The organism is Dorea ammoniilytica (genome assembly GCF_025567415.1).
Taxonomy (GTDB): Bacteria; Bacillota; Clostridia; order Lachnospirales; family Lachnospiraceae; genus Claveliimonas; species Claveliimonas ammoniilytica.
Window position 1 is genome coordinate 158,589 of sequence record NZ_JAOQJV010000003.1, and the last position, 15,551, is coordinate 174,139.

The window sequence follows — 15,551 nt, forward strand, 5'->3', positions numbered from 1 at the left end:
TCCTCTATCTAAACGGCATTTCCTCTTCCATGCCCTCTGGGATCTCTAAGAACCCTTCCGCATCTTCTGGAAACGGTGGTCTGTCAACCATTTTTGCACCAGCAAATTCAATCCGGTTTGCATACACTTCGGTGGTATAAATCTTTTTTCCGGTATCTTTATCTTCATAATTACCCGTGACAATCTCGCCTTCCACCATGACCTTCGTTCCCTGTATCAGATAATCTCTGGCAAATTCTGCTTTCTTCGCAAAAGCCTTTACCGGAATGAAACTGACTTCATCGGAATAATTTCTTCTGACTGCCAAAACAAACTTGGCAATCTTATGAAGTCCTTTTTCATTCTCCACTTCGTTGTATCCGGGATTTCTTACCAATCGCCCAGAAATAACTGTTGTATTCATTGGCTTCCCCCTCCTATGCTTTCATTGATTTGTAACAGATACCGATACATGGTCCACATTTTCCATAGGCACATCCGTAACATTCATCTTTTTCCAACTCTTCCTGCTTCATTTCAGCGGCAAACATTCCTAACAGCGTTGTGTAAATCTTTTTCATTGCCAAGAACTTCTCTTCTGCTTTTTCCATCTTCTCTTTGTAAAATGGAATCAGTCCACGAAGAACTGGATGGAAACGTTCATTTTCATCATCCCAAGCACAGGTTTTCATCATACAGCGTGGCTGTTTCTCATAATTGCCCAGATAATACGGGCAGAACGTACAGCCTCTTTCTTTAACAATTGCCCCCGGAATCACTGGCATCTGACTTTTGATTTCCTTTGTTACATGCTTACTTTCAATTCGCTCTCTCATCTTAAAAATCCTCCAAGAATATATATATTTGCAAAAGGGAATTCCCCTGAATTGCCTGTTTTTAAGCACAAAAAAAGAGGCAGACTTACGATTTTTATTTTCGCAAGCCTGCCTCTTATCAATCTAATATTCTATTTTCCAATGACATACCGTATAAACACGTATATCGCTCTGATCACATACACTGGAATCATGATGCTTCCAATCAATGCTCCAATAATGACACTTAATGCAGCCATCCCAAGTGTTGCTGTGGTATCCATTCCTCTCGGAATTAGAATCAACCGCATTTTATGTATTCCAAATGGAAGTCCGGCAATAAATACCCACCAGAACCAATCCGTCTGCCCACTGACCTTCATAATTGTTTTTGTCATCCAAAACCAGAATACCATAAATGCCAGTGGCAGAATTGATTTTTTAATTACATCTCCAATCGTCATTTCTTTCGTCCTCTTATCTAATCTGTTTATCTTCTGTACTTTAGAAAGATATGCCTGATATCTTTGCATCTGTCTATCATTATATCTTATTTGCTTTTCATATTCCACTTTATCATCCCCTTTGCTCTGTTTGTGCTTTCCACGAATCTAATAACTGGAAAATTATTTTTTCGATTTGCTCTTTCTTGTAATCTGGTGGAAAATATTTTTGCAGTTGCTTTTCTGAAAAACTGATTTTCTGATAATTCACTTTTGCTTCTCCTCTAAGAATTTTCTCTATATCTTCTCCAGTCAATTCTTTTTGCTGGCTAAGTTCTTTCAGTTTTTTTGCCTGAGATCCATTTGGCATTTTCTTTGTTGTTCCTATAAACGCCAGTAACAATGACTGCTCATTACTTTTCAAATAAGATAAATCAACTGCAACAGTAAATGGCAATTCATTTTTATCTACAAACTCCAGCAAGTAATTCGACAAGTAGGTCAAGCGTATATATCGTTTGATCGTACTCATTGTCTCTCCGACTTCTGTGCCAACCATCTCAGCTGCCCATCTTTTTTTCAACTTTGGTTCAACTTGGACCAAAGTTAAATCAGTCCGTCTACCCTGACGTTTCAATGCTTCATACTTCATGCGGTATGCAAATGCCTTCTCACTATATAGCAGATTTTCTCTTTGAATGTTGGAATCGACCATAACCACAGTTGCTTCATCATCAGACATATCTCTGATAATGACCGGCATTGTTTTCAGTCCTAATTCCCTGCAAGCATATTTTCTTCTGTGTCCCACAACTAATTCATAATCCTTTTCCCCTGAATTTGAAGGTCTTGCAATTCCTGGCACAAGAACTCCATATTCTGAAATACTTTCAATCATTTCCTCCATTTTATCATCCCTAAACACTTTAAACGGATGATTCTTGAATGTATCCAACTCGTCCAGCGGAATTTCTCGCACACACTCCTGCTCCTCTGACAATCCGAATAATGCATCTACCCCTTTGAATTTTATCTTTGAAGCACTACTTTCTTTCACTGCCATCACCAATCACCTCCTCTACCAGTTTTTTATAAGCTTCGGCAACACGACCTTTCGGATCGTGTTTATAAATACTTACTCCCTCAGCACTCGTCTCTGCTGCCCTTATCGAAAACGGGATTGCAGTCTTGAAAATATTGATATATTCGCCATAATTATCATGAAGCAACTCTATAATCTCTTTTGAAAAATTCGTTCTTCGATCTACCATGGTAAGTAAGATTCCGTCAATCTGAAGCTTTCGATTTATCTGCTTTCTAACTTTATATATGGTCTGCATCAACTGTTCCAATCCTTTAACAGGAAGATAATGTGCCATAACCGGAATGATAACCGAATCAGCTGCTGCAAGAGCATTTACAGTAAGCATTCCTAGCGATGGCATATTATCAATCAGGATATAATCATATTCTGGCGAAATTGTCTTGATAAACTGTTTTAACACATATTCTCTGCTCATAACATTTACCAGACTAACTTCTACCCCAGACAGTTCAATATTTGCCGGAAGAATGTCCATTCCCTCTTCATGGTGAAGAATTCCATATCCTTCTGATAATTCAAGACCATTCATTTCACAATGAAGAATTGTCGCTACTGTTATTTCTAATTCATCTGGATTCTGATATCCAAGACTTTCTGTTAAACTTCCCTGTGGATCAAAATCTATTGCCAGAACTTTATATCCTTTTTTTACCAATCCGATTCCTAAATTCACACAGGAAGTTGACTTTGCGACACCACCTTTTTGATTGACTATTGCTATAACTTTTGCCATCTCTATTTCCTCCCGATTCGTAATGTATGTTTTGAAACTGCTTTTTCTGCCTTTTTCTGATTTTCAGCCTGCAATGTTAAATCATGCGTCTTTATCAGCAATGCCTCAAATCTTTCTTTTTCTTCCTGCTGTTCGTGTGCTGTCAAATCCGTTTCCAAATTCGTTTTTTGTGAAACGCTCAACTTATTTCTAATATTATATGTGTCATATCTTCTTCTAATGCAATTCGCTTCTACACCGGACAGTGTAACCAGCTCTGACCAGGAAGACACTTTACATCTTCTTGCAATCGTTCCCCATGATGGTGTTTCTGGATTTCTACAAGCATCATATATTTTTGACGTTGCCGGTTGTATCCGTTCAAATTCATTTTTAAATATTTCCAGAAAATCATATTGATCATCCACACACCTTGTTCCATGACGTCCAATCCTTACGTATTCCATCTCACCATAATAATCATTTAGAAATTCTCTGGCTGTTTTTCCAAAAAGCTTTTCAAAGACCATATGGCTTGGTAGCTCTTTATGGCTGTCACACTCTTTTATTCTCGGTGGTATACCATTATGAGATTCTGTCCATTCATCTAATGCTTCATATACACTGGCTGCATCCCATCTATCCAATGGCGTGGAAGAATATTTTTTTAGTGCCTGTATCACTTCCACAACTTCCTCCGTCTGTGGCAGACATTGCAGTAATTCGATTGCCTTGGGTATGGCTTTTCTTCTTGTCATAATTCTTGCCATAAAAAAACCTCCTTTGAATGGTCATCATCTCATTCAAGAAGGTTCCTATCAGAAACAATTCCGAATTGTTTTCAATATCTTATCTATACTGTTATTTCAACATAAGATATCGAAATGTACATCTGACAGCACTGTTTTTTTATCCAATGCCTTTATCAGAAATCCCTTATTTTAAGGCTTTTCCGGTCGTTTCCTTTATCTTACTCTATTGGTACTGCATAGGTACTGAATTTCACATTGTATGTAATATCGAATTTCTCAATTGCCTTCAACAGTCCGATGCTTCCAATCTGAAACAGATCGTCTGCTTCCGCGCCACGGTTAAAGAACCTTCTTACCACGCACCACACAAGTCCCACATTTTCCTCTACAAGCTGTGCCTTCGCCTGTTCATCCCCCTGGTGAGTCTTCTGAATCAGAGCGATTGTGTGGTCCATAATTCCCTGCCTCTCCCTATAATTTTCTTCATGCGGACGATAGTGCCCTTACCCGGTTCCGACTCTACCTGCACTTCATCCATAAAGGCTTCCATAAATGAAAAGCCCATGCCGGACCGTTCTAACTCTGGTCTGGTGGTATAGAGCGGTTCCATTGCTTTTTTCACATCTGGGATTCCCACGCCCCGATCGGAGATTTCCAGATGCAGTGTCCTGCCTTCAATCCCCGCATAGATCTGCACCTTATTCACATGATTTTCATACCCATGAATGATTGCGTTGGTCACAGCCTCAGACACTGCTGTCTTCACATCAGAGACCTCTTCCAGCGTAGGGTTCAGCTGCGTCATAAAGGACGCTACTGTCACTCTGGCAAATGCCTCATTTGCGGAACGGCTGTCAAATTCCAGTTTCATCTCATTTGTCATTCCATTTACGATTTCTTTCATCTTACTTTTCCTCCTCATATATCTGCATAATCTTAGCCGCTCCTGACATTTTCAGTATCTTTTTGATCCGTTCGCTGGTATGCGCCGCCCAAACTTCTCCGCCAAACATACACACCTTCTTATACCTTCCCATAATGACTCCGATTCCGGAACTGTCGCAGAACTCCGTTCCTGCAAAGTCAAAGATTACATACCGGATATGCCCCCGCTCAATAAGACGGTCCGCTTCTCTTTTGATTTCCTCTGCGCTGTGATGATCCAGATCCTTCGGAAGATAAATAGTCAGGTAATTCTCCTGCACTTCAAATTTCATAGTTTCAACCCCTTTACTTAATTCTCCCTGCTAAACAACAAATCACCAGAAGTGCCAAAAGGCACATTCTGAGATTGTAAGCGGTCGTCAAGGTCCTGAGCCCGCTCGGACTTTGACTCGTCGCGCATAATCGAGTAAACCAACACCTACTCGACGTGCAATCAATGTCATCTCGCCTGTCGGCTCGATGAACATTGGCCGCCATATAGAAATTCGTGCAAGCACGATTTCTGCATAGCGGCTTATTGCACAAAAAGAAGAACAGGTGCATTACCCATTCTTCTCTTTCGTATTGTTCTTATTCTTTTGTGTTCTATTTATTCTTCTGCGTCATCTGAGCTACTCTTCTTACTGCTTCCTGATGTATCCGACTCCGAATCAGATTCTCCCAGATCTGATGTATCTACATTCGGATAATCTTTATCCAATTTGTCTTTCCAGGTATTTGCATTATCCGTATCTCCAGTCTTGTCATATGCCTTATAAAGCAGATATACGGCCTTGCCATCACTGTATCCTTCATCAAATCCGACAAGCACTTCAAGGTCACTGATCGTAGTACTGTAGTTTGCCACCTCGTATGCCTGTAGTGCTTCGGTATATAATGCATCTGCATATCTCGGATAAATGCTGTCCGTCATCTCCTCATAACGGCTCTTTCCAAGTGTTCCCAACGCATCTGGATTAACATTCTTCAGTGAATCTACCATAGCAGAATCTTTCATATCGCTCTGCAGATAATGTGAATACATCTCCATCACGATCTCGTAGCTTTCCTTTGTAGACGCTGCTGTCTGCTGTGCATTTTCGCTCTCTTCGCTGGACGCCCGGTAACTCTCCAGTTCTGTCTTCAGTGCGCTGATCTGTGCTTCCTCTTCTGCAATCTTGTCGCTGAATGCTGTCACCTGCTTATTGGTCTTCTGAGAGGTCGATTTGTTGACCGCCGGCATGATTAAGAACCACATCACCGCAACACCAACTGTCAGACCAATCAAGATATTAATAAATGTCATGCGACCGCTATTATCCTTTAATGCTGATGCGGGCTGAATGATAGTATCATTGCCCACATTATAAGTGACGGTCTGTGACTTTTCATCCTTTTTGACTGCCTCTGCTGCTTCTTTGCGCATCTTACCATTGGTCAGCTCATGCATATAACGGAGCGTGATCTCGTTGGTCGTATCCAACTTGCGTGCTTCCTTCAGCACATGTCTTGCCCTGCTGTACTGCTCAGTGTGCAGATACAATAATGCCAGAAGCTGATATGCTCTCAGGAATCCCGGAAATGCTGCTACTACCTGCTTTAACTGGATGATAGCCATATCTTCTCCGCCCTGCTCGCAGTAGACCAGACTCTGGTTGTATTTACGGATCGCCTGGTTGATCGTATCCAGATCCGCCGGACTCTTCTGTATCTTCTGTATATAATAATTGGCAATATTATCCTTTGGTCTGAGATTCTTGCTTAAGATCCATTCAACCAGTGCTTCCCCCACTTCTCCTCTGCCGTAATAGACCAGACCGAGGAGATTCCTTGCCGCAATATTTTCACTGTTAAACTGCAGACTCTTCTTCAGCGATGTGACTGCTCCCGTCATATCACGGATCTTCGCCTTCTTAAGTCCGTCATTGTACCAGTAATTGGACTGATAGACTACTTTCTGTGTATACTCCATATAATCCCCATAACCTTTTACTTCGTTTGTTCGATAACTTCTCTCAGAAGATCAGTCATATCAGCAAGATCTTCCTGATAAACTGCATCCTCAATATCTTCTACTTCCAGACATGGTTGGAATTTCTTCAACTCTTCTTCAAAATTAAGCATCTGTATGTCCTCCTTATCTTCGCTAACTGCCAGGCTGTAATATTTCCCTCTTAATCATTCCCGCCAGATACAATGATCCCAGACAGTACATCTTTCCTTGTTCTGTTTTACTTTTGACTGCCCTTGTCCATGCGTCTGCGATCTGCTGCTTTGCAAGCACAGGACGGTCTGTGTATTTCTCAAATATATGTTTCAGCACCTCTGCCGGCACTCGTCGTCCATCCTCGATCTCGGTAACCACATAGGTCTCTGCCGGTACCCGCTCACACAGCTCCCGGATCATGGATTCATATTCTTTATCTTCCACTGCTGAAAATAAGATCACCGATGGTGTCTCTTCGCCCAGTGCCTGTATACTGTCGCAGAATGCCGTAATGGCACCTGGATTATGTGCTCCGTCCAGATAAATGCCGGGACAGATCTCTTCCATACGGCCATCCCAGTGCACTTCTGCGAGTGCTCTCTGCCATCGCCCGTACTTCTCCTTCGTTACCGGTTCCCTGCTGATTCCTTCCATCGCTGCAATCGCAACAGAAGCATTCATTGCCTGATAGATCCCAGAATTAGAAAGCCTCCAGACGATATTATCATCATAAGCATTTACCCTTGAAAAAGCAATACGTTTGTCTGTGATTTCCTGGATTTTGAACGCATGTTTCGTGATTTCTCTACATTCTGCGCCTTTTGTCTCCGCCTGTCTGCGAATCACTTCTGATGCTTCCGGACTGCTTCCGTCAAACACTAACGGCACATTCTGTTTGATGATCCCTGCTTTTTCTGCCGCAATCTCTGATATGGTACTGCCAAGATATTTTGTATGGTCGAGACTGATCGATGTAATGACCGTCATCAGTGGCTTCCCCACCGCATTGGTCGCATCCAGTCTTCCTCCCAGTCCTGTCTCAAGGATTGTATAATCCGGATGTTTTTCAGCAAATACCACCATTCCCATTCCAAACAGGAATTCAAAATAGGACGGATGAGCGAAGCCAGCTCCGCTCATCTCGTCTACTGTTGTCTTAACTTTTTCAAATGCTCTCAGGAATTCTTCGTCACTGACCGGCTGTCCGTTCAGACAGATCCGCTCATTGATCTTCACCAAATGAGGAGAAGTAAAAAATCCTGTCGTCTTCCCATCTGCTTCCAGCATGGCACGCAGATAGGCACATACAGATCCTTTGCCATTGGTTCCCGCCACATGGATAATCTTCTGGTCCCTTTCTGGATTACCAAGTCCTCGTAAAAACTCACGCGTATGTTCCAGTGTATGTTTTTTTGTAAATTTCGGAATCTCCTCTATATAATCGACTGCTTCCTGATACGTCATGTTAATCCCCTTGTTCTTTCGTTGTCTCAAGCCATGATTTGCCTTCGATGCCGCTTCCGGTATCCGGCTTTTCAATCAACTGTCCATTCTGATATACATACTCATTGGATGTACGGAATACCGTATTGCTTGATCCCACCTGACTGACCGTGATAATGTCGCCATACTGCAGATCAGAAGTATCCGGCAGTTCAATTCGTGTATTGTTCAGGAATGTACTCTTCTGCTTCTCACCATTGACATAGACCTTACTGCTCTTGGTAAAGTTCTCACCATACAAACTGTATCCGGTCTCCAGATGCGGTACGATCTCAGACAATGTTACATCCTTCACGCCCATCTGCATATGTCCTTCCGTGATTGGCGGATTACCATTATAGACATACTGCTTGCCGTACAGAATATCGTACTGCAGGAGTTCCAGGTCGGACAGATAATTCTTTGTACCTTTCCGTTCCTGATGGTAATTAAAGATCGTTCCGGAATGGATACCCAGACGTTCAAATACCTCTGACATGATCTGATATGCAGGAATGTTCTTATCCTGCTGCTCCAGACCAATGTTATCCCAGATTACGTAATTGGTGTTGTACAGGTAACGGCTCTTTAAGTCTTCTGCCTGCAGTCCCATGGTCGGCAGATGGTCTCCATAGAATACGATCACTGTCGGTTCGCCACGGTCTTCCACTGCTTTTACCAGATCCCCTGCAAACTTATCCATCTCATAGACCTGATTCACATAGTATTCCCATTTATTCTTCAGTGCCTCGTTCTCGATTCCCTCAACCTTAATCTTCGGGTCTTCGATGACTTGCTCTTCCGGATAATCACCATGTCCCTGTACGCTGATGGTCATTAGGAAATCCTGCTGCTCGGTAGTGTCCATTGCTTCCATCATGTGCTGAATCAGCACTTCATCTTTCGCCCATCCATTTGGTGTGGTCTGCAGGATATTCATAAATTCCTTACTGGTAAATGTATCATATCCGGCATTGTTGTATACACGGGCACGGCTATAGAAGTTACCACCGTTATTATGCAATCCATGAGTTCCATATCCCAATGCGCCCAGTGCTGTTGCCGCACTTTCCGCAGTCTTTTCTTTCAGATAAGTCTTAAATGGATATTCTCCCGGTCCGAAGAAACGCATATTCATACCGGTCATAACCTCAAACTCGGTATTCGCGGTTCCGGCGCCTACGGATGGCACCTTGAAATATCCGGAAGAATAATTCTTATACATCTCATGCAGATTCGGGCATGCATCCTCAGATGTTGTAAAAAATTCTGCCTCATCTACATCAAAATAAGACTCTAACTGCACGAAAATGATATTCGGCAGATCATCTGATGCACGGGAGGTCTCATTGACTGTAATCTCACCGTTATTGCTGATTCTCTCCATTTCCTCTTTACTGTAGCCTGTCGGCTCATCAATGCCTGTGTTAAACACACTGGCCATAAAACAATATGGAAGACCATAATCCTGATAAGCAAATGCAATATTTCCGAAATAGTTAGATACTACACGCTGATCCAGTGCAATCTGGCTGACGATCAGATATGCTCCGAAGCTGACTCCGATACCGATCACTGCCAGCCATCTGCGAAGCTTACCTGTGTACTGTCCGCCGCGGCGCCACATGGATATGATCCATACCACAACCGCCACGATACCAACCGCGATCATAATCAGCTCAAATGGATCAAAGTAGTTATTGATCAACTGAACTGCGTCCATCGCTACCTTTAAGTCCTGCGCATTAAACGGTGTTACACGCTTGATCAGCATATAGCCGTTGCAGACACCGAGGATCAGCCACAATACACTTACAATAATTCTGGCAAATACCCGTCGTCGGAACAGATAGACGATTGAAAATGTCGCAAATATCATGAATGCATTATACAGGAACACCAGTGGTGAATTTACCATATAATCCCATGCCTGAAACAGAGAATGTCTGGATATGGCTTCGATAACCAGATTGATCACACATGCAAGCAGTGCATGGCACAGGAGTGACAGCCGGTTCATCCACATATAAACCGGCTTCATCTTTTTCGCAAATGCGCTGTTCCTGCGCTCTTCCAAGATTCGCTCCCTGCGCTCTTTCTTCGCCTTTCTCCAGGCAATAATGTCTTCTTTTTTCAGGTGCCGGATCTTATAGATTGTCCCCTTAATATCCGGCTTTTTTGGTTTTTTCAGATGTAGCTTAAAATGAAGCTTTTTCAATTCAATCACCTTACTTACATTTTTTCTTTCAGTCCGGCAAGACGCTCCTGTACCTGAGCAAGCATCTGCTGATATTTTTCCAGTTTCTCACGCTCTTCCTGTACCTTTGCTTCCGGTGCCTTGCTGACAAACTTCTCATTGTTCAGCATGCCATTTGCACGTGCGATCTCTTTCTGAAGTCTTGTCTCTTCTTTAGCAAGACGTTCGATCTCCTGTGCAAAGTCAATCAGTTCTTCCATCGGAAGATATACGGTTGCATCCGGAACTACAATAGATACGGCATCATCTGCAATGCCGGTCTTGTCTGTCTGGATCACAAAGTCATTGGCTGCTGCCATCAGTTTCACTGAATCTTTCAGACTCATAAGTCCCTGGCTCAGCTTTGCATTTTCGCATACTACATAAATCGTAGCCTTGCGTGAATTCGGTACATTCATTTCTGCACGTACATTACGTACGCCTCTTACAATCTCTTTATAATGGTTCAGTACGTCTTCAGCCTCCGGGAAGCTTGCTGCTTCATCGTATACCGGCCATGCAGACATCATCAGTGATTCCTCTTCCGGAACCAGCTTGCTGTAAATCTCTTCTGTTACAAATGGAATGTATGGATGCAACAGCTTCAGGGAGGTCTTCAATACTTCACGCAATGTCCACAACGCAGCATTTGCTCCCTTTGGATCTTCCTCTGCATGATACATACGATACTTGGCGATCTCAATGTACCAGTCACAGAACTCATCCCATACGAAATCGTATACCTTAGAAAGGGCAATACCCAGTTCGAATTTATCCAGGTTCTCTGTAACATCCTTCACCAGTGTATTGCATGCAGACAGAATCCACTGATCTGCCGGCATCAGTTCAGAGGCTTCCGGCTTCGTTACATTCTTTCCATCCATATTCATAAGGATGAAACGAGACGCATTCCATACCTTATTGGCAAAATTACGGCTTGCCTCTACTCTTTCATTATAGAAACGCATGTCATTACCAGGCGCATTACCTGTGATCAATGTCATACGAAGTGCATCTGTACCATACTGATCGATAATATCCAACGGGTCGATACCATTGCCCAGAGATTTACTCATCTTACGTCCCTGTGAGTCACGTACCAGTCCATGGATCAGTACCGTGTGGAATGGTGACTTGCCGGTGTGCGCATATCCGGAGAATACCATACGGATTACCCAGAAGAAGATGATGTCATATCCGGTTACCAGTACATCCGTCGGATAGAAATAATCCAGATCTTCTGTCTGTTCCGGCCATCCCAGCGTAGAGAACGGCCACAGTGCTGATGAGAACCAGGTATCCAGTGTATCCTCATCCTGTGTCATGTGTGTACATCCGCATTTCGGGCATACAGATGGTTTCTCTTTAGCAACTACCATCTCGCCACATTCGTCACAGTAATATGCCGGAATACGGTGTCCCCACCAGATCTGTCTTGAAATACACCAGTCACGGATGTTCTCCAGCCAATGCAGATAAATCTTGTCAAAACGCTCTGGTACGAACTTCAGGTCGCCGTTCTTGATCGCTTCGATCGCCGGCTTGGCAAGCTCATCCATCTTAACGAACCACTGCTGTTTGATCAGTGGCTCAACAGTTGTATGGCAGCGGTCATGTGTACCTACATTATGAGAATGTGGAACCACTTTAACCAGAAGTCCCTGTTCCTCCAGTTCTTTTACCATAACCTTACGCGCTTCGTAACGGTCCATACCTGCGTATTTACCGCCGTTTTCATTGATCGTACCATCATCATTCATGATGTTGATCTCTGGCAGATTGTGACGCTTACCGACCTCAAAATCGTTAGGGTCGTGTGCCGGTGTAATCTTAACCGCACCTGTTCCAAATTCTTTATCTACATAGTAATCTGCTACAATCGGAATCTCTTTGTTAACCAGCGGCAGAATTACATTCTTTCCTACCAGCTCTTTATAGCGCTCATCATCCGGATGTACTGCGATCGCAGTATCACCAAGCATAGTCTCCGGACGGGTAGTAGCGATCTCAAGGTAATCATCACTTCCTACGATCGGATACTTGATATGCCAAAAATGTCCATCCTGCTCCTCATGCTCAACCTCTGCGTCTGACAGAGAAGTCTTACATACCGGACACCAGTTGATGATTCTGGATCCCTTATAAATGTATCCCTTCTTATAAAGATTGATAAATACTTCTTCAACAGCCTTTGAGCATCCTTCGTCCATGGTAAAACGCTCGCGGTCCCAGTCACAGGATACGCCAAGTTTCTTAAGCTGCTCCTTGATCGTTCCGCCGTACTCTTCTTTCCACTGCCAAGTTCTCTCCAGGAACTTCTCACGTCCCATTTCCTTCTTATCGATACCTTCTTCTTTCAGCTGATTGGTAACCTTAACCTCAGTTGAGATTGCAGCGTGGTCTGTACCCGGTACCCACAAAGCATTATATCCCTGCATTCTCTTATAACGAATCAGGATATCCTGCATCGTGTTATCCAGCGCATGTCCCATATGCAACTTACCTGTGATATTCGGCGGCGGCATAACAATGGTAAATGGCTTCTTGCTTCTGTCTACTTCTGCGTGAAAATACTTCTTTTCACACCACTTGCTGTACAGCTTGTCTTCAATCGCTTTCGGATTGTAAGTTGTTTCAAGATTCTGACTCATGTTCTTTCTCCCTTTTCTCTTTCAATAGATCATTATACTGTTTCACATGTAAGGGTATTTTAAAATACAAAAATCACCCTTTATGTATTAAATAAAGGGTGACTTAATCATCACGGTACCACCTTTATGACGCAGAAAACCTTCTGCACGCTCATCTTATTCTTTAACGGGAACGACTCCGGGACAGCCTACTGATACTGTTCAGCCATCCAGCTCCGAAGCTACCTTCTGTATCTCGCTTCCCGGACGGTCTCACAGCCAACGAACCATCCTCTCTGTCGGTGCATCCGATACATACTCCTCTTCATCCTGGCCTTTCAACTGCCCGCACATGAAAATAAATCAAAGTCGAGCCTAAACTATTGAATATGATAGCCATTGGATGTCGATTTGTCAAGGAGTTTAAAAAATCTTCATAAACTCTTAATATAGGAAATCAGATCAGTCCCATACTTCTCAAAATATACAGCCATCCCGTCAGAGTAAATGCACTGCACAGTGTCGTCAGCATGATAACACCGGACGACAACACTCCTTCATGTCCCATATTTTTCGCCATGACAAAGCTTGAGACGGTCGTTGCAGATCCAAGCATAACCAGAATCGCCACCAGCTTCTCCTCACGGAATCCCATCTGTACTGCAACCGGCAGAAATATTGCACAGAATCCCACCAGTTTGATAAATGCCGCCACGACAGTCGGCTTCACTTTGCTGAGTGCCTTACCAAAATCGAATGTTGCTCCCATCGCCATCAGTCCCATCGGTGTAGCCATACCGCCCACGCTGGATACTGCTTTATTCAGAATCGTCGGCATCGGCAGATGCAGTGCTGACCACGCAAGACCTGTCACAATGCCAAGTATGATCGGATTCGTTACAATACCTTTCAATGTCCGTTTCCACATTGCACGGTCTAATCCCTGCTGTCCCGGTTTAAAAAGTGACAGCACCAGAACTGCCATTACATTATACAATGGCACACTGCCGATGATCATCAGCGGTGCCATACCTGCTGTGCCATAGATATTCTGGATAAATGCGATTCCAAGAAGTGCCGCACTGCTTCGGTAAGATACCTGAATAAATTCTCCTTTGATTGAGCGATCTGACCATAAGCAAGATACTGCCGCTGCAATCGTAATACTGCATACTGTTACTACAAAGCAAAATAACACAAACCGCATATCCCATACTTCAGAGAAATCCACCGTCGCCAGGTCACCAAACAACAATACCGGAAGCGGTACGCGGAAGACGAATTTATTCATCTTAGATGCAAATCCGTCATCAATCCATCCAATTTTATTAAAAAAGTATCCCAGTACCATCATCAGAAATACCGGGATTGTTGCGTTCAAACTAAATATTAAATTATCCATAATTTCCTCATTCCATTATAAAGATTCTACTGTACTTGCTTCTGCTATAGAAACCATGCGTAAAAGCCGCGCTGACATCACATAAAATCAAACAGTGACATCTGATTATCCCTCTGCAGATGCATCTTCCGGTCTACGATCGTCTCATCCCCATGAAGATGTCCGATCATGATCGGTGACTGCGGATCATGCATACTGTGCCTCTTAACTGCGCTATCAAGACTTCCCGTGGCATAGCAATAACCACACCCATGAATGCAGGTGTCATACATGCCAATATCTATGCTCTCTACGCACTTGCACACTTTCCGCTGTCCCTTATCCTTTTTCACATCCAGAGAATATCCGGCAATCCTCTCGACCTTCTCTCTATCAATACATGCACCCGGATAAATGCCATACGGGATCAGATCTACTGCTTCCGCACAGGTATAGATAGGAAGATTATATGTTTTCGCAATAGCACCCAGTTTCTCTGCCAACCGAACGATTTCTTCCTGTTCCGGTTCCACAAATGGACAGCCTCTGTATTGATCCACAAAGCTGATAATACACCTTTCTGTATATTTATGCAACCACTCACACATCATCTCAAACTTCTCTGTATGATACTGCAGCGTATAAACATCATTTAAAATAATCGGGTCAAACCTCCAGTCTACCCGATCTCTTCCTATTCTTTCGCTCAGCAAAAGAAATGTAGCCATACTCTCTTCCATAGTCGGAAGATTCGGCTCCAGATCTTTGCCATAATCTGTAATTGTCATTTCAAAATAATAAGGGAAGCCAAGCAGATCGATCATCTTGAGATAAGGCAGCATCGGCTCAGGGTTCTTCGTCCAGAACACAAAACAGTCCACCGTCTCCGGGGACAGTTCAATCCTGCTGACCTTTTTTCTGTTGTACGGATTCGGAACAAGTACTTCTCCTCCCACCAGTCGGTTCATAAACCACTCCGGATACAGGGCAGGAATATCTGTCCGTCTGCTAGCACTTATAATCATCTCTGGCTCTCCCTATTTACCAAAATTCGCTTCTACCAACCTGCAATATTCTTCATAAGCAGGCTCTCCGGCAAATACAT

At 43.3% G+C, this 15,551-nt stretch carries 15 protein-coding genes, 1 pseudogene and 1 other annotated feature; all 16 genes and pseudogenes read right to left on the minus strand.

Annotated elements, in window-relative coordinates:
* Positions 1–4 precede the first annotated feature (4 nt).
* The 16 genes and pseudogenes from OCV65_RS04355 to OCV65_RS04430 all read right to left on the minus strand — a co-directional run bounded on the left by OCV65_RS04355 (position 5) and on the right by OCV65_RS04430 (position 15,471).
* Complete coding sequence (locus OCV65_RS04355; protein ID WP_054335695.1) at positions 5–403, minus strand: single-stranded DNA-binding protein; 399 nt, start codon at positions 401–403, stop codon at positions 5–7.
* A gap of 13 nt (positions 404–416) precedes the next feature.
* Positions 417–815, minus strand: a complete 399-nt coding sequence (locus OCV65_RS04360; RefSeq protein WP_055057301.1) for a hypothetical protein — start codon at positions 813–815, stop codon at positions 417–419.
* Positions 816–946: 131 nt separating this feature from the next.
* Complete coding sequence (locus OCV65_RS04365; RefSeq protein ID WP_008688043.1) at positions 947–1,258, minus strand: DUF6050 family protein; 312 nt, start codon at positions 1,256–1,258, stop codon at positions 947–949.
* A gap of 112 nt (positions 1,259–1,370) precedes the next feature.
* Positions 1,371–2,300 (minus strand): ParB/RepB/Spo0J family partition protein, encoded by a 930-nt coding sequence (locus OCV65_RS04370; protein WP_008688042.1) that lies wholly within the window; start codon positions 2,298–2,300, stop codon positions 1,371–1,373.
* Complete coding sequence (locus tag OCV65_RS04375) at positions 2,281–3,075, minus strand: ParA family protein (RefSeq protein ID WP_055057300.1); 795 nt, start codon at positions 3,073–3,075, stop codon at positions 2,281–2,283. Before OCV65_RS04375 ends, OCV65_RS04370 begins: the two co-directional genes overlap by 20 nt.
* A gap of 2 nt (positions 3,076–3,077) precedes the next feature.
* Positions 3,078–3,824, minus strand: coding sequence for a hypothetical protein (locus OCV65_RS04380; RefSeq protein WP_008688040.1), 747 nt, complete (start codon positions 3,822–3,824; stop codon positions 3,078–3,080).
* 206 nt (positions 3,825–4,030) lie between these two features.
* Positions 4,031–4,261: pseudogene (locus OCV65_RS04385) on the minus strand (sigma-70 family RNA polymerase sigma factor); the annotation flags it as partial.
* On the minus strand, positions 4,240–4,710 hold the full coding sequence (spoIIAB, locus tag OCV65_RS04390; protein ID WP_118383380.1) for an anti-sigma F factor: 471 nt from the start codon (positions 4,708–4,710) through the stop codon (positions 4,240–4,242). The gene spoIIAB and the pseudogene OCV65_RS04385, both read right to left, overlap by 22 nt.
* A 1-nt stretch (position 4,711) precedes the next feature.
* Positions 4,712–5,023: an STAS domain-containing protein gene (locus OCV65_RS04395; RefSeq protein WP_118383379.1), complete on the minus strand. Its 312-nt coding sequence runs from the start codon at positions 5,021–5,023 to the stop codon at positions 4,712–4,714.
* 317 nt (positions 5,024–5,340) lie between these two features.
* A complete protein-coding gene (locus tag OCV65_RS04400; RefSeq protein ID WP_262581053.1) occupies positions 5,341–6,702 on the minus strand; it encodes a hypothetical protein in 1,362 nt (453 codons plus the stop codon).
* A 17-nt stretch (positions 6,703–6,719) separates the two neighbouring features.
* A complete protein-coding gene (locus OCV65_RS04405) occupies positions 6,720–6,854 on the minus strand; it encodes a hypothetical protein (protein WP_262581054.1) in 135 nt (44 codons plus the stop codon).
* Positions 6,855–6,876: 22 nt separating this feature from the next.
* Positions 6,877–8,181 (minus strand): bifunctional folylpolyglutamate synthase/dihydrofolate synthase, encoded by a 1,305-nt coding sequence (locus OCV65_RS04410; protein ID WP_262581056.1) that lies wholly within the window; start codon positions 8,179–8,181, stop codon positions 6,877–6,879.
* A 1-nt stretch (position 8,182) separates the two neighbouring features.
* Entirely contained in the window at positions 8,183–10,417 is a 2,235-nt protein-coding gene (locus OCV65_RS04415; RefSeq protein WP_330424463.1) for an LTA synthase family protein, read from the minus strand.
* Between the two features lie 14 nt (positions 10,418–10,431).
* Positions 10,432–13,086 carry a valine--tRNA ligase gene (locus OCV65_RS04420; RefSeq protein ID WP_118383377.1) on the minus strand — a complete coding sequence of 885 codons (2,655 nt, stop codon included), beginning with the start codon at positions 13,084–13,086 and terminating at the stop codon, positions 10,432–10,434.
* A 91-nt stretch (positions 13,087–13,177) separates the two neighbouring features.
* Positions 13,178–13,406: a binding site (T-box leader), on the minus strand.
* A gap of 116 nt (positions 13,407–13,522) precedes the next feature.
* Complete coding sequence (locus tag OCV65_RS04425) at positions 13,523–14,467, minus strand: AEC family transporter (RefSeq protein WP_262581057.1); 945 nt, start codon at positions 14,465–14,467, stop codon at positions 13,523–13,525.
* A 77-nt stretch (positions 14,468–14,544) separates the two neighbouring features.
* A complete protein-coding gene (locus OCV65_RS04430; RefSeq protein WP_118383375.1) occupies positions 14,545–15,471 on the minus strand; it encodes a DUF1848 domain-containing protein in 927 nt (308 codons plus the stop codon).
* Positions 15,472–15,551: the final 80 nt, after the last annotated feature.